Consider the following 25,245-nt stretch of genomic DNA (forward strand, 5'->3'; position numbering starts at 1 on the left):
GGTCAAACGAGAATGTGGAATAGCGCAGAGAAAAACGCTTCCACGTGGGGAAGCGTTTTGGATTTCAATAAGCTGACGGGGAGAGTCTAGACGACGCCGAATTCTGGACGACGACGACCCAGCTGCGATTGCAGACGCTGCACAATGCTGCTGTGCATCTGGCTCACGCGGCTTTCGCTCAGGTCGAGCGTGGCGCCGATTTCCTTCATCGTCAATTCTTCATAGTAATAAAGAATGATGATCAGGCGTTCGTTGCGGTTCAGGCCTTTGGTGACCAGACGCATCAGATCGTTCTTTTGGATCCGCCGCGTGGGGTCTTCCCCTTTGACGTCTTCGAGAATGTCAATCTCGCGAACGTCTTTGTAGCTGTCAGTCTCGTACCATTTTTTGTTGAGGCTGATGAGCCCAACCGCGTTGGCGTCGGAGATCATTTTCTCCAACTCTTTGACGGTCATGCCCATGTGCGTCGACAGCTCTTGTTCGGTCGGAGCCCGTCCGAACTTGGCTTCGAGCTGCTTGGTCGCTTCGTTCAGTTTGCTCGCTTTGGAGCGAACCAGACGAGGCACCCAGTCCATGGTACGCAGTTCGTCCAACATGGCGCCGCGAATACGCGGAACGCAGTAGGTTTCGAACTTGACGCCGCGCGTCATGTCGAACGCGTCGATCGCGTCCATCAGACCAAAGACTCCCGCCGAGATCAGGTCGTCTAGTTCGACCCCTTCCGGCAAGCGAGCCCAGATTCTTTCGCCGTTGTATTTGACCAGCGGCAGGTATCGCTCAACAAGGCGGTTGCGTAGTTCTTTACGCGTCTGGTCGGCTTTGTACGCTTTCCAGACTTCCGCAATGTCGTCGACTGCTGTGGTTGTCGCCATGCAATCCTCCGTGAAACGCCGTCAATGGCTACGTTTCGTGAGATCCTTCTCGTTTCGCCTGAATCCTTCAGGACCCGCGTTTTGCGGCCGTAAAGCCGGAAAACCTTCGCCGGTATGATTGCTCAAAACCGTCGGTTGGCGCTCCTTCGCCGCGTCCCTCCGCATTGGACGTGGAAGCGAATTTACGCCGACGCATTTCCAGAACTCTCGCTTTCGCCTTGCAGCTCTCGCTGCAATTTGTCGAGCTCTTGATTGACTCGTTCGCGAACCGATTCGTCAACGATGCGCTCCGCAGCGCCGCCGATGAACCAGCCTGTGGCCGCAAATAATGCCATCGCAATGCAAGCGACTTGAAGGGTCGATTCGATCCCGCCCATATCCAGGTAACCCCGCACCAGGACAGTGACGAAAGCGATAAGGCCCAGGACGCCCGCGTAGTTGCGCGCCATGTTGCGTTCGGTTTATTCGGTTGACGTGATTCGCGATTCAGTTCCGCCACATGCGTACGCGGCGTTACATCTAGGTATCGGAACGCTCGACTTTGATGTTCAGCCGAATTTTCCGATTGTCGCGAAGTCGTCAAAAAAACTCGCGTCGCAGCCAGGCTTGCTGTCATGTCAGAGCTAGCCTTTCTTATGCCGCGCGGCGGGTTGATTGTGCGGTTACGGCGCTTTGCAGCAACGAAGTAAATCGTTTGGCCGCATGCGCCAAGTCGACGGCGACCGCCGACTGGGGATAGCGAACGCAAAACGCGTCGCTTGACGCTTGCGCTGCGCTCACTTCCAGAGCGTAGCGGATAGCTCCGACGCCAATCGCGGTCGTGCCGGCATACAGCTGGCAGACTCGATTGAAGCCTTCAATGATCGGTTCGTCCGGCTGCGCCGCCGAAACGCGGTTCAGCAGCAGCCCAAAGCTGCCGCGCGAAGCGCTCTCTAGCAGGTGGCGGATCGCCGCATAGCCGGCCGTCAGCGAACTGCGGGCCGAAGAAGCGGTCAACACAAAGTGATCCGCCCGGCGCCAGAGCAGCTCGGCCAGTGGAGTCGGACGACTGCCGGCGTCGATCAACACGACGTCGGCATGACGGCCCAGCCGCTGCAGTTGATCGGTCAGACGCTCTAGCGCCGCTTCGCTGGTCGCATGGATCGAGCCGGGTTCGGCCAGCGTCGGCAAGAGCAACGCGCCATGGATGCCCGGCAGGAACGACTCGTGCAAGTCGACCCGCGAACTGGCCAGATCGCCAATCGACGCGACCGCCTCTTGGCCGCACAGCTGAGCCAGACCGTCGCTTTCGAAATCGAGATCAACCACCACCACGCGCCGCCCCGACTCCGCAATCGCGGCGCCTAGGTTTAGCGCGAGCGTCGTCACGCCGACGTTACGCTCGGCGCCATACAGGACGGCGAGCGGCACGCTGGGCGAGCCGACGGAGTTGGCGTTTTGACGTGCAAGCATTCTTAGCAGCGACGCCTGATCAGGAAAGTGACGGTCCATATATGTCGTGGTTCGCAGCAGCCCGGCGGTTAAATCAATTGTTTGGCGAGTTCATCCGCCGACGCGACGGCGATCGAATGCGGTACGTCTTGCCCATTGGTGACGTAGCTGATCGGCAGCGTCGTACGATTCATCAAGTTGAACATCGCTCCGAGCGACTCGACTTCATCTAGTTTGGTAGTAATGATCGCGGTAGGATTGATCGACGCGAAGCGGCGCTCGGCGTCCTGCAGCGAACGATTGCCGGTCGTGGCCGCCAGCAGCAGGTAACGAACGTCGGTTTCCGCCGCTTTCAGCACCGACTGCAGCTGTTGCAGTTGAACGGCGTCGCGGGGACTACGTCCTGCGGTGTCGATGAAAATCCGATCGCAATCGGCCAGGTGGTCGACCGCGTCGCGCATCTCGGCTGGCGACGAGACGACCCGCATCGGCAAGTCCATGATCTCGGCGTAGGCCCGCAGTTGGTCAACCGCGGCGATACGATACGTATCGATCGTGATCAGGCCAACGCGTAATTTTTGCGTGAAGCGAGTGCGGGCCGCCAGCTTGGCGATGGTGGTCGTTTTGCCGACGCCGGTCGGACCGACCAGCGCGATTCGCAGCGGTCCGTGATTCGGGCTCTCCAGGTCGGCGCCAACGCGAAACGTGGCGGCCAATAACTGGTGCATCCGTTGGCGCAGATCACGTTCGTGCGAGACGGCGGCGATCTCCTCCAGATGACCCGCCAACTGGGCGGCGATTTGCGGCGAGACCTCGGCCGCCAACAGCTCGTCATACAGTTGAGCGACGATTGGCGAGTAGTTCCGTAGCGATTGTCCGGCGTAGCTGGATAGCGCTTCGAGGATCGACTCTCCCTGATCGTCGACCAGGCCGTCGACCAGACGTTGCGAGTGATCTTCGGCGTCGGCTGGAGGGTGGATGTCCGGAGTCGTTGCCGGAAGCTCGACTTCAAACCGCTTGGCGATGAACTCTTCGGACGGCGTGGGCGTCGTCGGAACGGCGGGCGAATCGACCGAAAATCGGCTCTTTACCGGCACGCTGGTCGATGCCGCCAGTTCAAACTCGCGACGACCGAGCAATCCCGCCAGGCCGCGACTCGGCGTCGTTCGCGTGTGCAATACGGCGGCGTCCGGCCCCAGCTCTTTGCGAATGAGCTCGAGCGCTTCGGGCATCGATTTGGCGCGAAATGTCTTGATGTCCATGGCGTCGTTTATTTACCCGGTACGATGTCGCTGATGATGCCGACCGACTCGATCAGCGTGTCACGGGTGATTTCGTTGTGGCTTAGCACGATCAAATCGGGGATGTGATTCAAGGTGAGTTGTTTCAGAGCCGGGCGGATCTGCGGGTTGACCAATACGATTGGCGGCTTGCCGACGGTCAACAGCTTTTCGATGCCCGCGGCGACGGCGCGACAGGTCATTTCGATCGCTTGCGGCGACATCCGGGCATAAGGTCCGCGCTCGGTGTCGATGCCGGCGGCGATGCGGTCCTGCATCGCGGGATCGAGCGGAATGACGTACATCTTGTTTTCGCGGTCGCGATACTTGGTGCAGATCGTGCGGGCCAGGCGGTGACGGACGAACTCGGTCAGCCAGATCGGATCCTTCGTCCGCGTCGCCTGATCGCCGAGCGTTTCCAGGATGACCGCCAACTGGCGAATCGGCACTTCTTCTCGCAACAGGCTTTGCAGAACCGCTTGAACGTCGCCCAGCTTCATCAGGCCGGGGATCAACTCGTCGACGACGGCCGGCGCTTCGGCCTTCAGTTCGTCGAGCAAATGTTTGGTGGCGTCGCGGGTCAGCAGTTCGTCGGCGTGCTTTTTGGCGATCCGCTGCAAGTGGGTCGCTAGCACCGACGACGGTTCGACGATCGTGTAACCCAGCATTTCGGCTTGCGGTCGCAGGCCAGGTTCGATCCAGACGGCCGGCTGGTTGTAGGCCGGATCGCGGGTCGCTTCGCCCGGCAGATTGCCTTGCGAGTTGGGACCGCTGATCGCCAGCAGGCGATCGGGATAGATCGTATTCTCGGCGACTGTGTTGTTGGTGATTTTGATGCGGTACTGGTTTTCGGAGAGTCGCATGTTGTCGCGGATGCGGACCTTCGGCAGGATGATGCCGACCTCAGTCGCCACGTTCTGCCGAACGCCGGTCACGCGATGCAGCAAGTCGCCGCCGCGATCGGGCGCCGCCAGGCGAACCAGACCAACGCCCAGTTCCATCTCCATCGGATCAATCGAGAGATAGTCCTCGATGCGATCTTCTTTCTTGGCCGATTGCTCTTGTTCCTGCTTCTTCGCTTCGGCTTCTACCTTGTCGACTTCGTCCTTTTTATCCTGCTTCTGCAGGAAGAGGGCGAAACCAATGCAGCCGCCGCCCAGCGTCAGCAAAGGCAACATCGGCAAGCCGGTGAAGACCAGCAAGCCGAGGAAGGCGCCGGAAACCATCAAGGCGGCCGGACGAGACAAGAGTTGTTGGACGAACTCAAGCGGTAGGTTCGTCTTCTGGCTGCTCCGCGTCACCAGCAGACCGGCGGCGAGCGAAATCAAGAAGGCGGGCACCTGGCTGACAAGACCGTCGCCGATCGTCAGCTTCGTATAGACCTCGGCCGCTCTGGCCAGCGACATGTCGGCTTGCAGACCAATGATCAGACCGCCGACGATGTTGATCAACGTAATGATAATGCCGGCGATCGCGTCGCCGCGCACAAACTTACTGGCGCCGTCCATGGCCCCAAAGAAGTCGGCTTGCTGCGTGATCTCGGCCCGGCGGGCTTGCGCTTCGTGCTCGTCGATGATGCCGGCGTTTAAGTCGGCGTCGATCGCCATCTGGCGACCCGGCATACCATCCAACGCAAACCGCGCGGCGACTTCACTGATGCGCGTGGCGCCCTTGGTGATCACCATGAACTGAATCACGATGATGATCACGAAGATAATAATACCGACGGCTATTTTATCTCCGGCGACGAACTCGCCGAAGGTTTCGATTACCCCGCCTGCGGCATCCATCCCGTCTTCGGCCGCCTTGGTCAGAATCAATCGCGTGGTCGCGACGTTCAGCACCAGACGGGCCAGCGTGGTGGCCAACAAGAGGGAGGGGAAGACGTTGAATTCAAGCGGCGTCTGCACATAGATCGTCGTCAGCAGAATGATGACCCCGGCGGTGATGTTCGCCGTCAGAAGCAAGTTCATGAGCCAGTTCGGTAGCGGCACCAGGATCACCAGAACGCTGGCGATGATGCCGACCGGCAGGATCAGATCTCGAAGTCTTTCAACGGCAGGATGCACGGAAATCAATCGACTGAGGTGACGAAACGAGCGCCGCGGAGTTTCAACGCCGCGTGAAGCGGGGCGAAAACTACTGAAAACGAGAAACCGAGTCCAGGCCGATCAAGCGAGCAAAGTCGTTGATGGCGTTATGTTTATCGTGTCAATGGCGACTTGTTCGGGAAAATGACGCTACCGACCGAGAAATGTGACGCCGCGAAGTCAAGTTTTTTAGCTACCATAGAGTGCTTACGCCCTGTTGCCGCTTGTCCTTTAGGAAGCTCCGTTGACCGACCCCGCTGCGAAACCCTCTCGTAAACAAAAGGCGAACGCCTATCCTTGGTACAGTCCGCGCATCTGGCATGGGATGCGATTCCGGCCCTGGATCCGGCTGCTAGCACGCCATCGTTTTCATTGCCACCCGCTGCGAGTGACGATGGCGGGGATCATCACCGGCTTCACCGCTTTCAACAGCGCGGCCTATCGCGTTCAGCTAGCATTGCATGGCAAGAAGATCGCCGAGGCCGATCCGAAGTCGCCGATGGTCTTTATTGTCGGGCACTGGCGAAGCGGCACGACTTATCTGCATGAGCTAATGTCGGTCGACGAGGCGTTCACCTCGCCGACGACGATGCAATGCTTTGGTCCGTGCGAGTTTCTGCTGATGGGGGACTTCGTTAGCCGCTGGATGAATTTCATCATGCCGGACAAGCGGCCGATGGATAACATGAAGGTCGGCTGGAGCAAGCCGCAGGAGGATGAGTTTGCGTTGGTCGCAATGGGCGTTCCTTCGCCTTACTACCGGATGGCGTTTCCTGACCACGACTTCGACGGGACCGAATATCTGGACATGGAGGGGATCAGCCCTGAAGAGCAACAGCAGTGGCGCGAGACGCTTGACCTGTTCATTCGCATGGTCACCTTACAACGCGACAAGCCGGTAATCCTGAAGTCGCCGACCCACACGGGGCGGATCGGCTTTTTGTCAGAGATGTATCCGGACGCCCGGTTCATTCACATTGCCCGGAATCCGCTGGAGATCTTCGCCTCGACTGAGCGGCTCTGGCAGACGATGGACGAGGTGCAGTCATTGCAGCATCCGAAGAATCCCAAGTATCGCCAGTACATCTTTGAGTGTTTCGACAAGATGTATGGCGCCTATTTCCGCGATGTCGACAAGTTCGACGCGGCGCATCTCTACGAAACGCGGTACGAGGACATCGTCGCCGATCCGGTGGGCGAGATCGAAAAGATGTACGGGGCGCTCAGCTTGGGTGACTTCGAGAAAGTTCGCCCCCAACTGGAAGCGGCGACGGCCGAAAGTCGCTCGTTCGTCCGCAACAAGCACGAGATGGAAGACGAACTCGCCGCCGAAATCTACCGCCGCTGGAAGCCGTACTTCGATCGCTACGGCTATGCGGCCGATGGGACGCTGCTGGAAGAATCGCCGAAGGCGGAGTAGCGCTGACCTTTCTTGGACAGCAACATCGCGATCGTCGAGATTTTATTCATGGCGGATCTTAGCCCCGATCGCGAGAGCTATCGCGGCTAACCGGTTTTCTGGCCCGCAAGAAATAGTCGAAGCCGATGGACCGGAGAAATCCATCGGCTTCGCCCTCCTGGGATTGAGGGGGGAATCTGCGTGTTACGGCAGAATGTAGCGGAAGAAGTTGCGGACCGGCTGGTTGTCGACGTAAACCCGCGGCTGACCATAGATCCCTTGGCCGACGCTGAAATCGGCGGGGATGCCAGCGACCGGCAAGATCGGGCGATAGGTCGTATTGAACCGAACCGGCGGCGGAGAAACGACCGTCGGACCGGTGATGACCGGTGATTGAGTAACGACCGTGGTGGTCGGCGCCGGAACGCTAAAGCTGGCCGGGGCGACCGCCGGAGCGGGATTGGGAGTCGAGTAGCAGACCGCTGGGCTCACCCCGCGAACTGCCGGTGCCGGGGCCGCGTACGTCGTCGTTGCTGGCGCCGGCGCCGAATAAGTGGTCGACGGGGCTGGGGCGACAACCTTCGGCGGCAGATAGTTGGGTGGAGATTGATTGTTGGGCGCCAGCGACGGAGCGTAATCGGCCGCGTTGGCGTCGCTGGGCGAAGATTGAACTTCGCTGGCATAAAACATCGTCCGCTGGACTTCGCCAGGCGGAGTCGATGAGGTTTGCAGCGGGCCTTGTTCGTACCACGGCGAAGCGGTCGAGCCGATCGAAGTGCCAACCGGCTTGGCGGTCACGACATTGCGTGCGACCAGTTGCACGTTCTGCGGAGCGACTTGGTGAAAGCGATCCGGCCGTGGCGCCTGGGCGCTCGCGATCGCGGGGATCGTGATAGCAGCGGTAAGTGCAAGCAAAGTAGTGGATCGCATTTTCTATCTCCGTGGCGAAGGGCCTTTTCGTGTTTACACGTCGACGGAAACATAGTGCAACGCGCATGCCGACGGTCAAGCGATTTGATTCGCTATGAACAACGCGACAAGAATAGCGCGAAAGGACAATCGCCGATAAACGCAACGGCGATAGGAGGTTGGCCATGCTATCGCTTGGCGACAGCGAGCGGGAAAAAAAGTTTTACGCGCGCAAACCTGGTCACTTGTAACGATCGTGAGGCGCGTAATTCTTTCAAGCCTGTCTCTTTCCGAGACAAAGCAAGATCGCTACCAATGCTATCGCACCCAGCAAATGGCAGGGCCAGATCGGAAAGCCGATCGCCACCGGAATCGTGCCAAGCACGATCGTCAACACGCCCACCGTCACCGCGTACGGCATTTGCGTGTTAACGTGCGCGATGTGATTGCACCCGCACGATTGGGAAGAAAGGATCGTCGTGTCTGATAGCGGCGAGCAGTGATCGCCGAAGATCGCGCCAGCCAGCACTGTGCCGACCACCGCGGCGAGCAGCGGCGAATCCGTCGGCGAGAGTTCAGCGCCGACCATCAAGTTGTAAGTCAGCGGAATCGCCAGCGGCATCACGATCCCCATGGTGCCCCAACTGGTGCCGGTCGAGAAGGCCATCGCCGCCGAAACGAGAAACGTCACCGTCGGCAGCAGCCAGAGCGGTATCGCGCCGCTGGTCAGATCGGCCAGGTAGAGACCGGTTCCCAGGCCCCATTCTTTGTCGCTGGTCGTTGCCGCCAGGGCGCCAGAAAGCCAAAGAATGGCCAGCGCCGGCGTCATCGCGATCGCTCCCTTCAGCATGCCCCAAAAGACCTTCGGCGGTGGGACAATCCGCTGCGGCAAAATCATCAGCAGGGCGACGGCGTTGCCCGCGATCGCGCCGTAGATCAATGCGTCGTACGAGCTGGCCTTGCCGAAGATGTTGGCCCAGGTCGGCTCGATGCCAGCTTGCTGGACCGCGATTGAGCCGGAGTAATAAAGCCACCAGGTGACCATGCCGACGGTGGTCAAGATCGGCAGCGCCGCATTGAGCCAGTGGCTGGTGACGCCGGACGTCTCCTGCGGCGCGTCAAACAATTGATCGTCGCTCGGCTCTTCCTCCAGCCGTTTCCGTTCGGCGGTCAGCATCGGCCCATAGTCGCGATCGAGTCCCGCGACCAGAAAGACGAATAGCAAGGCCCACAGCGGATAAAAGCGGTAGGGGATGCTCGTCAGGAAGAGTTGAATCGGCTCGATGCCGAGATCGCTCGGCAGGTTGGTCAGTCCTTCGCCGATGTAGTCGATTTCGACGGCGACCCAGGTCGAAACGAGCGCGAGCCCAGCGACTGGCGCTGCAGTCGAGTCGATCAAGAACGCCAGCTTCTCGCGGGAGATCTTCAGGCGATCCGCCAGCGAACGGGTCGTGCCGCCCAACAGCAGCATGTTGGCGTAGTCGTCGAAGAAGATCGCCAAGCCCAAGACCGAGATCAAGATCTGGCCGCCACGGCGCGTTTGCGCCCAGGGGAGTACCCGTTCGACCAGGCCGCGCATCCCGCCAGTGATGGTGATCAATCCCACCATGGCGCCCATCGACAGCGTGAAGGAGAAGGCCTTCAGCTTGTCGGTGTTCATGAGGTTGGCGCCGAGGTACTCGACGACCAGCGTATAACCGGCCGCGATCGGGTTACCGTCGCGAACGAGCAGCGCGCCCAGGACGACGCCGACAAACAGGGAGATCAGAATGCGACGGGTCGTCAGAGCCAGAACGATCGCCGTCAAAGGGGGTATTAAGCTAATCCAGCCGTGGTGTTCCATCAATCCGCTTTCTCATGGCCGACGGTCGACAAATTCCAGGGGATCTGCAGGCAAAGCTGCGCTCCTTGCTTGTCGACATTTTGAAAAGATACCGTGCCATGATGGGATTGGGCGATCGTCCAGCATTTGGTCAGGCCGAAGCCCAGACCGCGACCTGCTTCGCGACCAGAATAGAAGGGATCGAACGCTTGATTGCGAACCTCGGTGGGGGCGCCGGGTCCGCTATCAGCGATTGTAATCAAGCAGCCGTCTTCTTGGGACGCGATGGTGACGACGATTTCGCCATCGCTGGTGATGGCCTCCAGGCTGTTTTCGATGGCGGCGGCGACGGCCGCAGAGATCTGCACCCGATCGGCGATCAGCGTGACGGTGGGAGGCGCGTGAAAGCAAATCGAGGTCGACTGCGCGGCGGCAGTTAATTTGAGGGAATCGATCACCTCGCTGATGGCAATCACGACGTCAAACGGAGCGAACTGCGGCTCGGCAGGTCGGGCGAACGACATCAAGTCGGCGATCATCGCATGCCCGCGCATCGCTTGCGCGTAGATGGTCGCCAATTGCCGGCGACGCTCGGGATCGCTTTCTTCCCGCAGCAGCGACTGGGCCCGACTGGCGATGTTGGCCAGCGGATTGTTGATCTCGTGGCTGGCTCCGTAGGCCAACTGTTTCAGCGCGGCCAGCTTGGCGTCGCGAAAGAGCGTCGACCAGGCCTGGGACAGCGTAGCGCTGGTTTGCAACTGGGCAGCTACTTGCTCGCGCAACTCTGGCGACAATTCCGCCAGCAAAGCGTCGAGCAAACGCCCGACCAGCGGATCATCCTCAGAAGCGGATTGCAGCATCGTGCGGCCAAAATGGGGCAAGCTAAAGAAAACGCGTATGCTGAGCAGGTCTCGGCATACGCGCTTGGTCGTTCGTCATCGGCAATGACGCGTTGGCCGCGTCATAGCAGCGTTACATCGACGTTACCGATTCCAGGTCCAGCATGCTGCAGGCCCGGTCGAGCAGCGCTTCGACCGAGAACGGCTTCTGGATGAAATCGTTGGCGCCGGCGTCTTTTAGGTCCGAGACCTTATCCTGCTCGACCATACCGCTGATGCAGAGAATTTTGACGTCCTCCATGGTGCGGTCTCCCCGAACGCGCTGGCAAACTTCCTTGCCATTGATATCGGGAAGCATAATGTCGAGGACGACGATGTCCGGGTGGAACTCTTTGACGAGCATGCCGGCGTCAAAACCGTTGTTGGCGGTCTTGATCTCGAAACGCCCGTCTCGTTCAAACGCATCGACCATCAATTCGACCAAATCCTGGTCATCGTCGACGATCAACACCTTCCGCTTACCGCTTTCCAACGCGTCGGTCGGAATGCCGTTTTCTCTCATAAAATTGAAAAGTTGATCACGCGGGATACGGCGAAAACGACTGCCGGGAACGCGGAATCCTTTCAATTGGCCCGAATCAAAGCATCGAATGATGGTTTGCTGGCTGACTTTGCAAATTTTGGCTGCTTCGCCAGTCGTGAAAACAGTCTTCATCAGGTAACACCCTCTCCCTAGCCACACCCAGTACGGGTTGAAAGAGATCTCCCGCCCAGTGTGAATGAGCTTGTGATACAGCTCCTTCGTCCGTGGTAATCGAGCTCGAAAGCTCGCTGATCGCTTTGTTCTCTGAAAGGTGTGTATTCGCCACACCCTTCAGTTCTCGTTTATTTACGCTGACCATCCGGATATACCGAGATTGCCGAATTTGCCAACTGAGGGAATTATATCGCTCAGAAAGGTCGCGTCAAGATTGATCTTCAGGACGCAAGGTATTGTGTTTTAAGGACTTGCGAAACGAATTTGTAATACGTCGCGAAGAATCTTGATGACGCTGGCAGTTTGGCGACCAGCGGTGATGGCGCTAGCACGCATTCACCTCTAGCGTGATTCTGGGATCATAAACCCTGTTGTCCGCGTAGGTTTCGTCGATCAGGCGAACCGGGCGAGAGAGACCCGATGGGGCGAGCGAAAAAGGTGCGGCAAGCGACCTATTTGCCGACTGCGGATTAGGCCCCGTAATAGTGCAGAAAGTCGGAAAAAACTCCCCGCCGGCCGATTTCACGCCGCCGGAATCCGGCCTTCCAGATAAACCAACAGCAATGCGATATCGGCCGGGGTGATGCCGCTGATTCGCTCGGCCTGGGCCAACGTCCCCGGGCGGTGTTTGGCCAGCTTCTCGCGGGCTTCGGCTCGCATCTGCGAGAGGCCCGCATAGTCGAACGAATCGGGGATCCGCTTGTCGGCTAATCGCCGTTGTCGGGCGACTTCGGTCTGTTGGCGAACGACGTAGCCGGCGTATTTGATGTCGTACGAGACCTGCTCGGCAACTTCTCGGCTGAACGGCGCCAGTTGCGGCTCGGCGGCCACCATCATTTCCCAGGTCGCTTCAGGCCGTTTCAGATACTTATCGAGCGGGGTCCCATCCAGGCGTCCCTTTTGCAGCCGCTGAAGCGCCGCCGCGATATCGGCCTCTTTTTGCTGCAGACGTTGCCACCGCTGCTCGCTGATCAGGCCGCACTCCTGCGCATGCGGCGTCAGGCGGCGATCGGCGTTGTCTTGCCGCAGCATCAAGCGGAACTCGGCCCGGCTGGTGAACATCCGATATGGTTCGTCGACGCCGCAGGTCACCAAGTCGTCAATCAAGACGCCAATGTAGGCCTGATCGCGCGACAGGATCAGCGGCGGTTTGCCAGCGGCGGCTAATCCAGCGTTGGCGCCGGCAATCAAACCTTGCGCAGCCGCTTCTTCATAACCGGTCGTGCCGTTGATCTGCCCGGCGAAGTAGAGTCCGTCAACATCCTTCGTTTCCAGCGTCGGCCGCAGTTGGTCTGGCGAGCAATAGTCGTACTCAACCGCGTAGCCGTACCGCATGATCTCCGCCTTCTCGAGTCCGGGGATCAATTTCAGCATTCCGTCCTGCACATCGCGCGGCAGACTGGTGGAGATGCCGTTGACGTAGACTTCGCGGGTACGGCGACCTTCCGGCTCCAAGAACAGCTGATGCTGCGTCTTGTCGGCGAAGCGGACCACCTTGTCTTCGATCGACGGGCAATAGCGCGGCCCGCTTCCCTGGATCTGGCCCGAGTACATCGGCGCCCGCGACAGATTGGCCCGGATCAGATCGTGGACCGCTTCATTGGTGTACGTGATGTGACACGGCATCTGCTCCAGTTGCAGACTCTCGGTCACATACGAGAAGGGCTGCGGATCGTCGTCGCCAGGCTGCAGCGTGGTCGACGCATAATCGATCGTATTGGAGTTCAGGCGAGCTGGCGTGCCGGTCTTGAATCGTTCGACCCGAAAGTTGAGTCGCCGCAGCGCTTGGCTGATACCGCTCGAAGTTCCTTCGCCGCCGCGGCCGCCGGGCGTCTTCGCTTCGCCGGTATGCATGATCGCTGATAAAAACGTGCCGGTCGTCAGCACGACGCGGGCCGCCTTGTAGATAACCCCACCATGCACCGACACGCCGGTCACGCGCTGGCGTTCGTCGACTTCTTCGGTCAGCAGATCCGAGACGATCTCTTGCCGCAGCGAGAGATTGGGCTGATCCTCGACCAGCATTTTGACCAGATTTTGGTACGCCTTTTTGTCGGCTTGAGCGCGGGGGCCGTGCATCGCCGGACCTTTGCGGCGATTGAGGAGCCGAAACTGGATGCCGGTTTCGTCGATCGCCTGGCCCATGACTCCGCCAAGTGCGTCGACTTCGCGCACGATTTGTCCCTTGGCGACGCCGCCGATCGCCGGATTGCAGCTCATCTGGGCGACGGTATCGAGGTTGGTCGTCAGCAGGGCCGTCTTGGCGCCAAGTCGCGCAGCGGCAAGCGCCGCTTCGGTTCCGGCATGTCCGGCGCCGATGATCAGTACGTCATAGTGATAGATGATTTCGGACATCGTCACTCAGTTTACGATAGGTCGCGGTCGCGAAACCGGTTATTTTAGCTAGAGCGGGGCGGTCGTGACAGGTTCGGCTTGTCGCAGCGCCCCGGTCAAGACTGCGAAAAGCGGGGTCTGGTCTCTTTTTCGCGAAGTTGTTTAGCAATCGGCGATTACTCGCCTGCGAAAAAGCGACCTGACCCTTTTTCGCCTAACGAATGAGATTTACATGCTGTTGCGTTGGTTGGTCGGCAATTGGATTCAAAACCAGGGACGTGATCTCGTTCAACAGCAACTGGCGGGCCGCGTTGCCGGAGAAGGGGAGCCGGTCGAGGCGCCGGAGACGATCGAGGTCGCCTGTTTCTTCGCCTTGGGGATCGAATCAGGCGGGCTGTACGACATGCTGGAGTCGCCGCAAACGATCAAACACGACGGATTTGTCGAACACCTGGGCCTGCTCGATGGGCGGCTGATCTCGCTGGTCGAAACGGGCGTTGGCAGCAAAAAGGCCCGGAAAACGACCGAGCAATACATTGAGCTTCGCCAGCCACAGTGGATCGTCTCGTCTGGATTCGTCGGCGGTTTGGCCGAGCCCGTCAAAAAGGGGCATGTGGTCATGGCCAGCTCGGTCGTTCGGGCCGAGCGGGAAGAGTTGGCGATTCCCCTTTCGATGTCGCCGGAGCAAGCCCACGCTCAGCCAGGGCTGCACGTGGGCCGCCTGTTGACGGTCGATAAGATCGTCCGCACGCCACAGCAAAAGCGGCAACTGGGCGAAGCCAACGGAGCGATCGCAGTCGATATGGAGACCTACGCGACGGCCGATGCGTGCGCCGCGGGGAAGACTCGGTTCCTTTCGGTTCGCGTTATTACCGACGCCGTCGACGACGAGTTGCCGAAAAACCTGGAGCGATTGGTCGAACAGACCAGCACCGCCAAGATGATCGGCGCCGCAGCGGCTGCGTTCATCAATCGTCCTTCCAGCGTGCAGGACATGTGGCGACTGCGCGAGACCGCAATGAAAGCGAGCGATCGCCTGGCACGGTTCCTTCAGGGGGTTGTTCCGCAGCTGGGGTAGGGTGGTGTAAGTAATATTTGCTCTCGTATCGATAGATTGCTACATTCGAGAGGTTACCTATCATGCGCGGAAACAATTCGATGGATGCTCAGCAAGCGGTCAACACTGGACTTGCTCTATTGGAGCAAGGAAAACGTAATGAAGCGCTCGAACAATTCGAGCATGCGATTGGGCTAGAGCCCAAACATGGTCAGGCCTGGTTCGTCAAAGGTTGCGTGATGGGCGATTTAGGCCGCACGCGGGACGCGGCCGAATGTTATCTCCAATCGCTGCAGTACGCTCCGGCCTATGCGGCGTTGATTCTATTCAATCTCGGTAACTGTCTGCGCGATCTGGGCGAAGGCGAGCGGGCCCTGGAGTGCTTCCAGTCGGTCACCGAAATGGAGCCGGAGAACTCGGACGCTTGGATCAACCAAGGGGTCGTGCTCGACAACCTCGGCCAGCCCGAAGAGGCGATCGCCTGTTACGACACGGCGCTGCGTTTGGCGCCCGACGACTTCGACGCTTGGGCGAACCGCGGCAACAGCCTGCGTGCGTTGCGCGAGTACGACGAAGCGATCGAGTGTTACGAGAAGGCGCTGGAGCTGAATCCCAACAGCCGCGCCGCGTTGGCGGGGCGGGGGATCTGCGTCTCGGAACTAGGCGATCCCGAGAATGGCTTGCGGTTGCTCGATCAGTGTCAAAGCGATCCTCCCTTTCCGCCGCTGTTGATCGAACGAGCGACGATCTTGTCGCAATTGCAGCGCTACGATGAAGCGATTGAAGACATCGATCGCGCGGTGCGACTTGGGGCCAACTTCCCGGAAGCGTGGGCCAATCGGGGCGAATGCCTGGTTCGGCTCGGTCAGTTTCCCGAAGCGGTCGCGTCGTTTGAAACGGCGCTGGCTCGCAACTCTCGGTTCGTCCCGGCCATCTATGGCAAGGCCCGGGCGCTTTGTCTGTGCCAGCAAATGGACGCCGCTCGCGAAACGCTGGAGATGTACTTCACGCTGGCCGACGAAGACGACCGCCGCTGGGAAGCGGCCCAGCAGCTGCGCGAGTTTTGTTTGGATGGAGAGTAGACTACGCATCCTGGTTAGCCGCGATTGCTTTCGCTATCGCGGCGGCGCAGCCGCAGGAGGCATCCAAGCCCGGTTGGCGTCGAAAGGGGGCTGTCCGTCGTGACGCGGCGAAAACTACGCCGCACTAGTAAGAGGCGCGAAATGATGCCTCTTGCCGACGTTATCGGCCCTGCGGGGATCGAGGGCGACTTCTAAACCAGCCCCGGAATCAACTTCCAGCGAACGCGCTGAGCGAACTCTTGGTACTGTTCGTCCTGCATCAGCAGGCGTTCTTCAGCCATGATCCGCATCAACCACAACAGGACGCAGGCACAGTAGACCGAAACGTTCCAGTAGCTGGTTTGGTTGATCATGTAGCCGCCGTAGGCGACGACGTAGCTGAGGTAGAGCGGGTGACGGACATAGCGATACATGCCGTCGGTTTTGATGCCGCGATTGGCCGCCACGATGCCGATGCTGCGGTTCAGCGAAGCCATCGCAAAAATCTGCAGCCCGATGCCGGTGCACTGCACGATCTGGCCAAAGAGGGAGTCGTGCGTCTGTCCGGCCGGCATGAACAGGATCACCGCGTAGGTGCCCATCAAACCGACGGCCCAGTCGTACAGCGACATCGAGACGTTCTTGGGCGGTTTCCGGATCAGGTAGAAGAAGACGTCGGTCGACACCTTCACCAAAATCAGGAACGTGCTTAAGCGGTACCAGGTGAAGAACGCTTCTCCCTGGACCCAGGCGAAGCGGAAGAAAAACGCCGCCATCGCAATGTTGGTGCACGTTTCCCATACCTGACGCTTGAAGTTGGGCAGATCGATCTCGGTCGGTGAGAACGAAGGATTGGCGTTGGCGCTCACTGGGCGATCTCCATCGTTTCTTGAATTTTCTTTTTACGGGCTTTCCAGATCAGCCCGTCGACGACGTAATGGTGGAAGTTAATCGTCTGGTAAACGACGATCGCGATCAGCGGAATCGCCGCGATGACGCTCATGTTGGTCACCGTGTAAATGGCGCCGTAAGCGACGCTGGTCACGCCCAGACAGACGAGGAAGTAACAGACGATGTTAAACGGGTGCGTCTGGCTGATCGCCGACAGCAGCATGTGTTTGGGATCTGTACCTGACTTGAACCGATTGGCGTTAAACATCCAGACGATCAGGATGTACTGGGCGTTGTGCCAGACGTTCAGCACCAGCCAGCCATGATCGATGTTCTCGACCAGCACGTAGCCGACCGTAAAGATCGTCAGATGGGTAAACATGTAGCCGACCAGCGCCAGCGAAGTCTTCCCTTCCCGCCACATCAGCGCTTGACGAACCAACCAGACTGCGGTCACGCTGCCGGCGAGCACCCCTGCGGCGACGACGACCCAATAGGGCGTCGGCAGGTACAGCACTTCCGAGCCAAGGAAGGTCGGCGACGCTTGATAAGAGCGATACAAGATGCCCCACAGCGGAACCAGGTAGAGCGACCAGGTGGTCAGCTTTTGATCGAGGCCCGGCTGTATGCCGCATTTGCGTTCGTAGAACCGCGTAATGCCGTAGCTTTGCCGCGTGTAATGAAACCATTGCCAATAGAGATAAATCGTCGCCAACGCCCACAAGCCGAAGGTCAGGCCAATCACGGCGGTCACAGCCAAGACGATCCAGGGCAACACGGTCAGCAGTTTGCGATGCTCTTGGGCGCTGTCTGAGTCGAAAGCGAGTCGCGTGAAAGTGGCGACGACGTGGTGATAGCCAAGGAACCACAAGTCGAGAACCAGCACGATCGGAAACCATTCGGGCCGAACGGTAACAATCGCGCCCGACGCCAGCGCAAGAATAGCGACGCCAAAGATCAGCGTCATATCAAACTGGGCGTTGCGCAGCCAACCGTAGCGTACGTCGGCTACGGCGCTGTCGGATACGGCGGCGGTACTCATAATGATTTGTTCTATTTTGGGGGGAGCTGGTTTGAGAAAAACTTAGGTTGCCGTTGCCTGGGGGGGAAAGAAAAACAAGCGGCGAGCCCTTAATTTCACTGACCATTTACGGGCTCCGCGCAGGGGGAGATCGGATTGTGACGAACGTAGCGATTACGGCGTTCGTCCCATAAGTGAGTCCGATTGGGTAATGGGGAGAAAACGCGCTTCGGATCAACGCAAGAAATAAAAAACGCCCGATCGATGCCGGGCGTTTTGAATTCGCGTGTGCGTCAGCAGTGGGTCTGGTCGCCCCTTCAAACCGCGTCTTCTCCCATTTCGCCGGTGCGAATGCGGATCGCTTGTTTGACGTCGTAGATGAAGAGCTTGCCGTCGCCGATCTGGCCGGTCTGGGCCGACTTCAAGATCGTGTCGATCACCAGCTGCAGGTTGCCGTCGCTGCAAATGATCTCGATCTTGTGTTTGGGGACGAAATCAACCGAGTACTCGGCGCCACGGTAGTTCTCGGTGTGACCCTTTTGGCGGCCATAGCCTTGCACTTCGCTGACCGTCATGCCGTGCACGCCCATCTCGTTCAAGGCGCCTTTGACGTCTTCCAGCTTGTGGTGCCGAATAATCGCTTCCACTTTTTTCATATCGAAACCATCTCCCTGCAACCGGGCGCCCGGCACAAACGTCCGCCGGGCGCGTCACTCACTAGTCTAAAAAGAGGAGCTAATTGAAGATATATCCCTCTTCGCCATGTTCGGCCAAGTCGAGGCCCCGAATTTCGCTTTCTTGGGGAACCCGCAGGCCAATCAGGAAATCGATCGCCTTCAGCAAAATTAAGGTGATGACGACCGAATAGAGGATCGTGATCCCTACGGCGACGATTTGCCCAATCAGAAGCGAAATTCCGCCCCCTTCGTACAAGCCGATCGGCTCTCCTTCCGCTTCGCCAAAAACGTGCCGCGTGGCGAAGACCCCGGTCAAAATTGCGCCCAAGGTTCCGCCAATTCCATGCACGCCGAACGCGTCAAGCGAGTCGTCATACCGCAATTGGTGCTTCAGGCGGATCACCGCCCAATAGCAAACGGCGCCGGCGATCGCTCCCATCAAGAGGGCGGGCATTGGCAGCACAAAGCCGGCCGCCGGCGTAATGCAGACCAATCCGGCCACCGCGCCCGAAGCGCAGCCCAGCACGCTCGGTTTGCCATGGCCGATCCATTCCATTGCAGCCCACGCGACCGCCCCGGCCGCAGCCGAGAAGTGCGTCACCGCAAAAGCGTTGGCGGCCAGGCCATTGGCCGAGAGGGCGCTGCCGGCGTTAAACCCGAACCAGCCAAACCATAGCAGTCCCGCGCCAAGCGTCGTGTAGGTCAAGTTGTGGGGACGCATATCGTCGTTGCCAAAGCCCAGGCGATTGCCAATCAGTAACGCGCACATCAAGGCCGAGATGCCAGAGCTGATGTGGACGACCGTCCCGCCGGCGAAGTCGAGAGCCCCGCCGGCGATCGAAGCGTCGCCGCCGTAGAACAAGATTCCGCCGTCCCAAACCCAGTGGCAGAGCGGGCAATAGACGAACGTCCCCCACAGCACTGAGAAGAGGGCCATGCTCGAGAACTTCATCCGTTCGGCAAAGGCGCCGCAGATCAGCGCCGGCGTGATGATGAAGAACATCCCCTGAAACAGCATGTGCGTGTAGCGAGGGATCGTCCCTTCCAGCGGCGTGATGATTTCGCCGGCGTTGGCGTCGTAGTGCGACTGCACATTGTTCATAAACAAATAGTCCATGTTTCCCAGATAGGGATCCGAGCCGCCGAACGAGAGAGAATAACCCCACAGCGCCCAAACGACCGTCATCAGCCCCATCAGAAACAAGCACTGCATCATGACGCTCAGCACGTTCTTGCGGCGAACCAAGCCGCTGTAGAACATCGCCAGTCCCGGAGCGGTCATCAGCAACACCAGGGCGCTGCTCATCAGCATCCAGGCGTTGTCGCCGGTATCGAGGCCTTCACCAGCCGATGCGTCTTGTTCGATCATCTCCGCCACGTCGGGCGAGCCGACCGGCAGATCATCCGGTACCTGGGGCCCGTCTTGAGCCAGCGTCAGAGTCACGGTGGAGACTAATAGGAGTAGCGCGCATAGGCTGAGCGCTCTGCGAACAAACGTGCGCATCGAAGTACCTCGTTGGATGTGCCTGGGCCAATGGAAGGCCAGTGCGCCGCCTAACGTCCGCCAGGATCGTCTCCCGCACTGATTTCCTCGGTTGTTGGAATCGTCGCCGGCTGCGTGGCGGCCGTGCCTATGCGTCGGTTCCAACAGGAAGCTACCCAAGCTATTTCTCCCTTGCCGCCGTGTAAAGGGCGGAATTCGTACAAGCGAGAAATTTTATCCTCACTCCGGGGCGGTTCGCCACTCGGTCTCGCTGTGGCCAGACAATAGATTCGACCAGCGAGCCAGCACAAACAGCAGGTCCCCAAGACGGTTGAGATAGCGGAGCGCCACATGGGCCGGCTCGTCAAGCTGCCCGTCATATAACGCCACGAGGTTTCGCTCGGCCCGGCGACAAACGGCTCGGGCTTGATGCAGATTGGCGCCCAGAGTCGACCCGCCGGGGAGAATAAAGGCGGTTAGCGGCGTCAGTTGCGACTCGCCCTGGTCGATTGTCTGTTCCACCCAGGCGACCGAGTCATTGCTCAGGATGGTGGTGCCCGCCGCGGCGGGATTGGGAGAGGCGACTTGCGCGCCCAGTCCGAACAGTTCGTGCTGAATCCGCTGGATTGGCTCGGCGATTTCAGGCGCCGCAGCCAGAGAATGCACAACGCCGAGCATTGCATTCAGCTCATCAATGTCGCCGATCGCGATGATTCGGCGATCGTCTTTGCGAACCCGCGCGCCGCGGTAAAGTCCTGTTTCGCCGTCATCGCCGCTTTTCGTATAAATCTTCATGGCATCGAATTCCTGCGGCCTTGGCTACTATAATGGTGGAGAACGGATTCTTGACCCACGACACGTGACTTGACCCTGCGAGGCTGCACCATGCGTTGGATCTGCGGAAGTTTGGTTTTGATTCTGGTGACGTCCTTCTGCTGCGCCGACGAGCCGGCGGCCAGCGACACGCCCACCTCGATCGAAGGAAAGTATCTCTCCGGCGTCCGCCAGGTGACCAGCGGCATGGTCAAAGCGGGGGAAGGATACTTCTCGCCCGATGGAGAGACGATCGTCTACCAGGCCGTTCCGCTGCAGTACCCATTCTATCAGATTTACACGCAACCTCTGTCGGGCGGCGAGCCAACCCTGATTAGTACCGGACGGGGCCGCACCACGTGCGCCTACTTTACGCCTGACGGCAAGCAGATCTTGTTCGCCAGTAGTCATCTCGATCCGAATATGACCGAGACCGAGCAGGCCGAAATCGCTCAGCAGGAAGCCGACCGTAAATCGGGTAAGCGGCGGCGGTATTCGTGGGATTTTGATCCTTTCACTGACATCTTCGTCAAAGACCTCAAGTCGGGCGAACTGACCCAGCTGACGACCGAAAAAGGCTACGACGCCGAAGGCGCTTACAACAAAGAGGGGGCCAAGATCGCCTTCTGCAGCGATCGGGACGGCGATCCCGATTTGTACATCATGGACGCCGACGGCTCGAACCTGAAGCAACTGACCGACGCCAAAGGATATGACGGCGGCCCCTTCATTTCGCCCAACGGCAAATGGGTCGTCTTCCGCAGCGATCGCGACAAAGAAGGTTATCTGCAGATCTATGTGATTGGCGTCGATGGCAAGCACGAAACCGCGCTGACCGCCAACGACGGCGTGAACTGGGCGCCTTATTGGCATCCGACCAAGCCGTACATCATCTGGGCAGGCGCCGATCACTCGCAACCGGGGCGTCCTAACTACGACCTGTGGTTGATGAAATACGAAGAGACCGACGACGCGATCAAACCGGGAAAAATCTGGCGGATCACCGATTCGCCAGCCGCCGACGTGCTGCCGGTTTTTTCGCCCGACGGCAAAAAGCTGATGTGGACCAGCACCCGAACCGATGATCACAGCAGCCAGCTGTACATCGCCGATTTTCAATTCCCGGAAGACGAGTAAAGTAATGCAGGACGCGCCCGCCGACATGCCGGAAACCAAGGCCTGCGGCTTTTTGATCGTCAAAGGGAATCCGATCGAGACGTTCCTGCTGATGCGGCATAAGGACCGCTGGGACTTGCCCAAGGGGCATGTCGACCCGGGCGAAGACGAAATGACCTGCGCATTGCGAGAGCTGGAAGAAGAAACCGGCATCATGGCGAGCCAGATCGAGGTCGATCCCAACTTCCGCTACTCGCTGCAGTATGTCGTCCACTACAAGAAGCGTATGGGCGGGGTCACCGCGCTGAAGACGGCCGTCTATTTTCTGGCGACGCTGACCGACGATGTCGAACTGAACTTGACCGAGCATTTAGGGGCGGAGTGGTTCTCCTGGAATCCGCCCCACGCGATTCAAGAGCAGACGATCGATCCGCTGCTCGCCGCAGTCGCCGCGCACGTTAGCTCGTAAGAGCCGTTTCGCTGGCCGTCTTTCCTTCGCACGAGTAGAGGACGCAGCCGACCTTGGCGTTCCAACAGCTGCGATGATAGATCGCGCCGCAATCATCACAGGCAACGCCATCTTCTTTCACGACATCACCGCAGGCGTTACAGATCGACCGGGCGACGGCGTCGGCGATGATTGGTTGAGATGCGTTATTGCCATTGTCGAGCGCTGGCGGCGGAGTCGTGCCCGAAATCGAGGTCCCGGGGACGCGGATCTCGCAGCAATGGGCGACCAGCATTTCTAACTGTTGGGCATAGCCGAACGTTTTTTCTACCGTGACAAACAGAAACCCGTCGTGGATCTCGACATAGGCGGCGCCAGAAACAGCCATGTCATTCAAGTCGTCGAGCGCCGAGAAGACGCCGGCGGCAATCAGATTACGGGCAGTCTCGGAATGTTCGGCATACAGACGATAGCGCTCGTCGAAGGCAGGATTGCCTGATTCGATCGTGGGCGACTCGTCGTAAAAATAATCGGGCCGCAGTTTATTGCGGGGGTGAATCTGCAAGCGAAACCGCGGTTCAGGCCAGGTCGTACGGAACTCGGTCAAGAACTTGCCGGCATAGCCGACCGGCGGCTTGATCCGTAGCATCGCAGGCTGCCCGTGCAGGTCAAACGAAACGGCGGTTTGCTCAGGCGTCTTCGTCTGCGTGAACTTGCCGTCATACAGCTGCGCCAGGGTCCGCATTGCCTGCAACGGATCGGGGCGCAGACGCGCGCCTGCGGCCCAGGCCACGCAGAAGGCCACGCAGATGATCGCCAAAATCAGAAGGAAGGTCGTCATCGAACTTGCTCCTTCAATACGTCGGGAAACTTCATGGTTTGCCGCTCGAAGTGATTCGTTGCCGGGGTAGGGCTCTTGGCGAAAATCGCCCCCTATTCCGACTCAATCGGCTTAATCTCAATGTTGCCAATGACTTGCGTCACAGGCAAAAAAGCGGCGAGAGCGCCTCCCCCAGACAGGTCGGATTCGGCGATCTTAATGTGCCCGACGCCGATACCCCCTTGGCCCAGTGTGGCGTCAAGCGGAATCCAGCGGTCGTTGATCCAGGCCTCGGTCCACATGTGATAAGCGAAGCCCCGTCCCGACTTGCCGTCGTAGTAGACCAGGCCGACCGCCGCACGGGCTGGAATTTTATGAGCCCGCAGCAGGGCGATCAAGAGAACCGAGTGTTCGGTGCAGTCGCCGGCCCGCGACTTGGCGACGTCGGCTGCCGACGCGAATGCCTGGGAAAAGTCTTTTTGCTCAATCGATTGGCGGACCAGTTGTTCCAGCTCGACTGCCAGTTTCCAGGTCTGTTCGTCCGGCGTTTTCGCCTGGGCGGCAAGCTCTTGCACCAGCGGATCGTCGACTTGCACCAGGCTGCTGGCCGCGATGTCGGCGTCGGTCGGCGGCGTTTGCTGGGCCAAAGCCGCAGGAAGCGGCGTGTCGGGACGCAGGGCGATCTCGTGCAGATGAAGCGAGTTCTCCGTTACGTCGCTGGTCCATTGTCCGCCGCTGGTCGGAAAGAGCGCCGGGGAGACGTTCTTTTTGAGCGTTACCAGGTACACAGCCGACTTGCGGCTGGTATGTACCTCGGGCAGCGGCTGATCGGTCGCAACGATCGTCTCGGCGGCCAAGTCGAACTCGACCGCTTCGATCGGCGACTCGGCGAACTGTTGCGTGCAGCGGTAGATCGTCATGCCAGGACCAGGGGGCTCCGTCTTGACGGCGACGCCATTGCCGTCGACCCACATCGGCGCCTCCATAACCGTCTGCCCCTTCAGGCGAATCTGGTTGGTAACTTTCAGTAGCTCCACCTCGCTACCGTCCAGCAGTTTGACCGGCTCCTTTTCGCTGGCCACGTACTTCACTTGGCAGGCCTGGTTGATGGTCGGTACCAGCGCGGTCGTTTCGCGAGTTTCGCCCGGTTTGATCGGCGGATTCTCGAGCAGCTGCGCCGTCGCGTAAACGCCGCCCCACTCCGGTTTCCACTCGATCGGCTGGGAGAAGCTTTTGCCAGCGCCGGTTGTGGTGACGATCAGTTTTTTGCCATCGTCCGAAACCTCACCGGCGACCGAAGAGCGATTGTCCCCTTGGATGATCTGCGTTTCGTAGGAGACGAGCTGTCCGTCCGGCGTTTCGAGAAAACGATTGACGACTTGCATCTCGATCGTGATTTGTTGCCGGCGGATGGCGATGTTCTCGGTCGAAACCGACTCGATCAACTCGCGCCCCGCTTGCTGCCCGCTGCGGACCACTTCGTGCGAAGATCCGATCTTGTTGCCTTGCTGGACGACGGCCGCCCAAAGTTCACGCAGCGTTTCAGGCGACTGCAGATTGGTAACCGATTTTTTCGCGGTTTGCGGCGGAGCGGAGGGCTTCGTTTTCAGCTGGGGGATCGGCGATGGCTCGTGCTGGGCGACTTCCGGCGTGCAACCGAGCGCCAGAAACGTCGCGGTCAGAACAATCGATACCAGCGGAACATGACGGAGGATCGTATTCAACGGGGCGGCTCCTTCGATACAAACGGGACATCTGGAAGTATATCAGACAACGCGTTGCGACTCTTCATCACGCCTGTTGCAGGAAAACTTCGCCGCATCCCTGGAGTCAGCCAATTGCCGCCGATCTTTTTCAAATTGTTCGAGAGAAGGAACAAATTGGTTCAATTCACGGTGCTATGATCACTACAGAAACGACATCGGAAACATTCCAAATTGAAGTCGACGACTGGCGTTCGTCGTCATTGGGTCAGTACGGCCAACTAACTGTCGGATAGAGGGATCACTCGGGTTTTCGGGTGCGGGTAATACCCACCAGAAGGCGAGTTCACCGTTTTCGCGGGCAAGCGAGCGAAGGTCGCTCTACGATTTTTGTAACTAACAGATCCAGAACGTTCGAACCG

The 25,245-nt window shown here is 59.2% G+C and carries 22 protein-coding genes and 1 pseudogene; 5 read left to right on the top strand and 18 right to left on the bottom strand.

The genetic code is table 11. The features are described 5' to 3' along the window. Window positions 1-86 precede the first annotated feature (86 nt). The 5 genes from Enr8_RS04060 to flhA form a co-directional block, all read right to left on the bottom strand. A complete protein-coding gene (locus Enr8_RS04060; protein ID WP_146429318.1) occupies window positions 87-872 on the bottom strand; it encodes a FliA/WhiG family RNA polymerase sigma factor in 786 nt (261 codons plus the stop codon). A gap of 182 nt (window positions 873-1,054) precedes the next feature. Continuing rightward, the gene (locus Enr8_RS04065) at window positions 1,055-1,321 is read right to left on the bottom strand and encodes a hypothetical protein (protein WP_146429319.1); all 267 of its coding nucleotides are present in this window, start codon (window positions 1,319-1,321) and stop codon (window positions 1,055-1,057) included. Window positions 1,322-1,505: 184 nt separating this feature from the next. Beyond that, on the bottom strand, window positions 1,506-2,363 hold the full coding sequence (locus tag Enr8_RS04070) for a MinD/ParA family ATP-binding protein (protein WP_146429320.1): 858 nt from the start codon (window positions 2,361-2,363) through the stop codon (window positions 1,506-1,508). A gap of 29 nt (window positions 2,364-2,392) precedes the next feature. Beyond that, window positions 2,393-3,565, bottom strand: coding sequence for a flagellar biosynthesis protein FlhF (gene flhF / locus Enr8_RS04075; RefSeq protein ID WP_146429321.1), 1,173 nt, complete (start codon window positions 3,563-3,565; stop codon window positions 2,393-2,395). An 8-nt stretch (window positions 3,566-3,573) separates the two neighbouring features. After that, window positions 3,574-5,661, bottom strand: coding sequence for a flagellar biosynthesis protein FlhA (gene flhA / locus Enr8_RS04080; protein ID WP_146429322.1), 2,088 nt, complete (start codon window positions 5,659-5,661; stop codon window positions 3,574-3,576). Window positions 5,662-5,917: 256 nt separating this feature from the next. On the opposite strand from flhA, the gene Enr8_RS04085 reads away from it, so the two are divergent. Continuing rightward, window positions 5,918-7,093 (top strand): sulfotransferase family protein, encoded by a 1,176-nt coding sequence (locus Enr8_RS04085; protein ID WP_146429323.1) that lies wholly within the window; start codon window positions 5,918-5,920, stop codon window positions 7,091-7,093. A gap of 183 nt (window positions 7,094-7,276) precedes the next feature. On the opposite strand, the gene Enr8_RS04090 is transcribed toward Enr8_RS04085, so the two are convergent. From Enr8_RS04090 to mnmG, 6 genes and pseudogenes are all read right to left on the bottom strand, one after another. After that, window positions 7,277-8,002, bottom strand: a complete 726-nt coding sequence (locus tag Enr8_RS04090; protein ID WP_146429324.1) for a hypothetical protein — start codon at window positions 8,000-8,002, stop codon at window positions 7,277-7,279. 253 nt (window positions 8,003-8,255) lie between these two features. Further along, window positions 8,256-9,824, bottom strand: a complete 1,569-nt coding sequence (locus Enr8_RS04095) for a Na+/H+ antiporter NhaC family protein (protein WP_146429325.1) — start codon at window positions 9,822-9,824, stop codon at window positions 8,256-8,258. Then, window positions 9,824-10,663, bottom strand: a complete 840-nt coding sequence (locus Enr8_RS04100) for a sensor histidine kinase (RefSeq protein ID WP_146429326.1) — start codon at window positions 10,661-10,663, stop codon at window positions 9,824-9,826. Before Enr8_RS04100 ends, Enr8_RS04095 begins: the two co-directional genes overlap by 1 nt. Window positions 10,664-10,775: 112 nt before the next feature. After that, the gene (locus Enr8_RS04105; protein WP_246119978.1) at window positions 10,776-11,204 is read right to left on the bottom strand and encodes a response regulator transcription factor; all 429 of its coding nucleotides are present in this window, start codon (window positions 11,202-11,204) and stop codon (window positions 10,776-10,778) included. After that, window positions 11,205-11,357, bottom strand: a pseudogene (locus Enr8_RS25990) (helix-turn-helix domain-containing protein); the annotation flags it as partial. A gap of 564 nt (window positions 11,358-11,921) precedes the next feature. Further along, window positions 11,922-13,754: a tRNA uridine-5-carboxymethylaminomethyl(34) synthesis enzyme MnmG gene (gene mnmG / locus Enr8_RS04110; protein ID WP_146429328.1), complete on the bottom strand. Its 1,833-nt coding sequence runs from the start codon at window positions 13,752-13,754 to the stop codon at window positions 11,922-11,924. 211 nt (window positions 13,755-13,965) lie between these two features. Between mnmG and Enr8_RS04115 the strand changes: the two genes are divergently transcribed. Together Enr8_RS04115 and Enr8_RS04120 are read left to right on the top strand one after the other, a co-directional pair. Next, complete coding sequence (locus Enr8_RS04115; RefSeq protein ID WP_146429329.1) at window positions 13,966-14,811, top strand: phosphorylase family protein; 846 nt, start codon at window positions 13,966-13,968, stop codon at window positions 14,809-14,811. Between the two features lie 62 nt (window positions 14,812-14,873). After that, window positions 14,874-15,872 (top strand): tetratricopeptide repeat protein, encoded by a 999-nt coding sequence (locus tag Enr8_RS04120; protein ID WP_146429330.1) that lies wholly within the window; start codon window positions 14,874-14,876, stop codon window positions 15,870-15,872. A gap of 191 nt (window positions 15,873-16,063) precedes the next feature. Here the strand turns inward: Enr8_RS04120 and Enr8_RS04125 are convergent, their stop codons facing one another. The 5 genes from Enr8_RS04125 to Enr8_RS04145 form a co-directional block, all read right to left on the bottom strand. Beyond that, on the bottom strand, window positions 16,064-16,720 hold the full coding sequence (locus Enr8_RS04125; RefSeq protein ID WP_146429331.1) for a methyltransferase family protein: 657 nt from the start codon (window positions 16,718-16,720) through the stop codon (window positions 16,064-16,066). Next, window positions 16,717-17,784 (bottom strand): hypothetical protein, encoded by a 1,068-nt coding sequence (locus Enr8_RS04130; RefSeq protein ID WP_146429332.1) that lies wholly within the window; start codon window positions 17,782-17,784, stop codon window positions 16,717-16,719. Before Enr8_RS04130 ends, Enr8_RS04125 begins: the two co-directional genes overlap by 4 nt. 296 nt (window positions 17,785-18,080) lie before the next feature. Continuing rightward, on the bottom strand, window positions 18,081-18,419 hold the full coding sequence (locus Enr8_RS04135; protein WP_146429333.1) for a P-II family nitrogen regulator: 339 nt from the start codon (window positions 18,417-18,419) through the stop codon (window positions 18,081-18,083). A 79-nt stretch (window positions 18,420-18,498) separates the two neighbouring features. Next, on the bottom strand, window positions 18,499-19,944 hold the full coding sequence (locus Enr8_RS04140) for an ammonium transporter (RefSeq protein ID WP_146429334.1): 1,446 nt from the start codon (window positions 19,942-19,944) through the stop codon (window positions 18,499-18,501). Between the two features lie 219 nt (window positions 19,945-20,163). Further along, entirely contained in the window at window positions 20,164-20,718 is a 555-nt protein-coding gene (locus tag Enr8_RS04145; RefSeq protein WP_146429335.1) for a cob(I)yrinic acid a,c-diamide adenosyltransferase, read from the bottom strand. Window positions 20,719-20,808: 90 nt separating this feature from the next. On the opposite strand from Enr8_RS04145, the gene Enr8_RS04150 reads away from it, so the two are divergent. Beyond that, entirely contained in the window at window positions 20,809-21,873 is a 1,065-nt protein-coding gene (locus Enr8_RS04150; RefSeq protein ID WP_246119940.1) for a TolB family protein, read from the top strand. 4 nt (window positions 21,874-21,877) lie between these two features. Next, window positions 21,878-22,321 (top strand): bis(5'-nucleosyl)-tetraphosphatase, encoded by a 444-nt coding sequence (locus Enr8_RS04155; RefSeq protein ID WP_186767421.1) that lies wholly within the window; start codon window positions 21,878-21,880, stop codon window positions 22,319-22,321. Here Enr8_RS04155 and Enr8_RS04160 read toward each other — a convergent pair. Both Enr8_RS04160 and Enr8_RS04165 read right to left on the bottom strand, forming a co-directional pair. After that, a complete protein-coding gene (locus Enr8_RS04160) occupies window positions 22,311-23,141 on the bottom strand; it encodes an RING finger protein (protein ID WP_146429336.1) in 831 nt (276 codons plus the stop codon). The two genes, Enr8_RS04155 and Enr8_RS04160, sit on opposite strands and share 11 nt — an antisense overlap. 92 nt (window positions 23,142-23,233) lie before the next feature. After that, complete coding sequence (locus Enr8_RS04165) at window positions 23,234-24,844, bottom strand: transglutaminase-like domain-containing protein (RefSeq protein WP_146429337.1); 1,611 nt, start codon at window positions 24,842-24,844, stop codon at window positions 23,234-23,236. Window positions 24,845-25,245: the final 401 nt, after the last annotated feature.

Source organism: Blastopirellula retiformator (assembly GCF_007859755.1).
Classification (GTDB): Bacteria; Planctomycetota; Planctomycetia; order Pirellulales; family Pirellulaceae; genus Blastopirellula; species Blastopirellula retiformator.

Excerpts from the sequence above, each read along its gene's own strand:
- Enr8_RS04060 (WP_146429318.1), bottom strand. The coding sequence starts at position 872 with ATGGCGACAACCACAGCAGTCGACGACATTGCGGAAGTCTGGAAAGCG.
- Enr8_RS04065 (WP_146429319.1), bottom strand. The coding sequence starts at position 1,321 with ATGGCGCGCAACTACGCGGGCGTCCTGGGCCTTATCGCTTTCGTCACT.
- Enr8_RS04070 (WP_146429320.1), bottom strand. The coding sequence starts at position 2,363 with ATGGACCGTCACTTTCCTGATCAGGCGTCGCTGCTAAGAATGCTTGCA.
- flhF (WP_146429321.1), bottom strand. The coding sequence starts at position 3,565 with ATGGACATCAAGACATTTCGCGCCAAATCGATGCCCGAAGCGCTCGAG.
- Enr8_RS04090 (WP_146429324.1), bottom strand. The coding sequence starts at position 8,002 with ATGCGATCCACTACTTTGCTTGCACTTACCGCTGCTATCACGATCCCC.
- Enr8_RS04095 (WP_146429325.1), bottom strand. The coding sequence starts at position 9,824 with ATGGAACACCACGGCTGGATTAGCTTAATACCCCCTTTGACGGCGATC.
- Enr8_RS04100 (WP_146429326.1), bottom strand. The coding sequence starts at position 10,663 with ATGCTGCAATCCGCTTCTGAGGATGATCCGCTGGTCGGGCGTTTGCTC.
- Enr8_RS04105 (WP_246119978.1), bottom strand. The coding sequence starts at position 11,204 with ATGAGAGAAAACGGCATTCCGACCGACGCGTTGGAAAGCGGTAAGCGG.
- mnmG (WP_146429328.1), bottom strand. The coding sequence starts at position 13,754 with ATGTCCGAAATCATCTATCACTATGACGTACTGATCATCGGCGCCGGA.
- Enr8_RS04115 (WP_146429329.1), top strand. The coding sequence starts at position 13,966 with ATGCTGTTGCGTTGGTTGGTCGGCAATTGGATTCAAAACCAGGGACGT.
- Enr8_RS04120 (WP_146429330.1), top strand. The coding sequence starts at position 14,874 with ATGCGCGGAAACAATTCGATGGATGCTCAGCAAGCGGTCAACACTGGA.
- Enr8_RS04130 (WP_146429332.1), bottom strand. The coding sequence starts at position 17,784 with ATGAGTACCGCCGCCGTATCCGACAGCGCCGTAGCCGACGTACGCTAC.
- Enr8_RS04135 (WP_146429333.1), bottom strand. The coding sequence starts at position 18,419 with ATGAAAAAAGTGGAAGCGATTATTCGGCACCACAAGCTGGAAGACGTC.
- Enr8_RS04140 (WP_146429334.1), bottom strand. The coding sequence starts at position 19,944 with ATGCGCACGTTTGTTCGCAGAGCGCTCAGCCTATGCGCGCTACTCCTA.
- Enr8_RS04145 (WP_146429335.1), bottom strand. The coding sequence starts at position 20,718 with ATGAAGATTTATACGAAAAGCGGCGATGACGGCGAAACAGGACTTTAC.
- Enr8_RS04150 (WP_246119940.1), top strand. The coding sequence starts at position 20,809 with ATGCGTTGGATCTGCGGAAGTTTGGTTTTGATTCTGGTGACGTCCTTC.
- Enr8_RS04155 (WP_186767421.1), top strand. The coding sequence starts at position 21,878 with ATGCAGGACGCGCCCGCCGACATGCCGGAAACCAAGGCCTGCGGCTTT.
- Enr8_RS04160 (WP_146429336.1), bottom strand. The coding sequence starts at position 23,141 with ATGACGACCTTCCTTCTGATTTTGGCGATCATCTGCGTGGCCTTCTGC.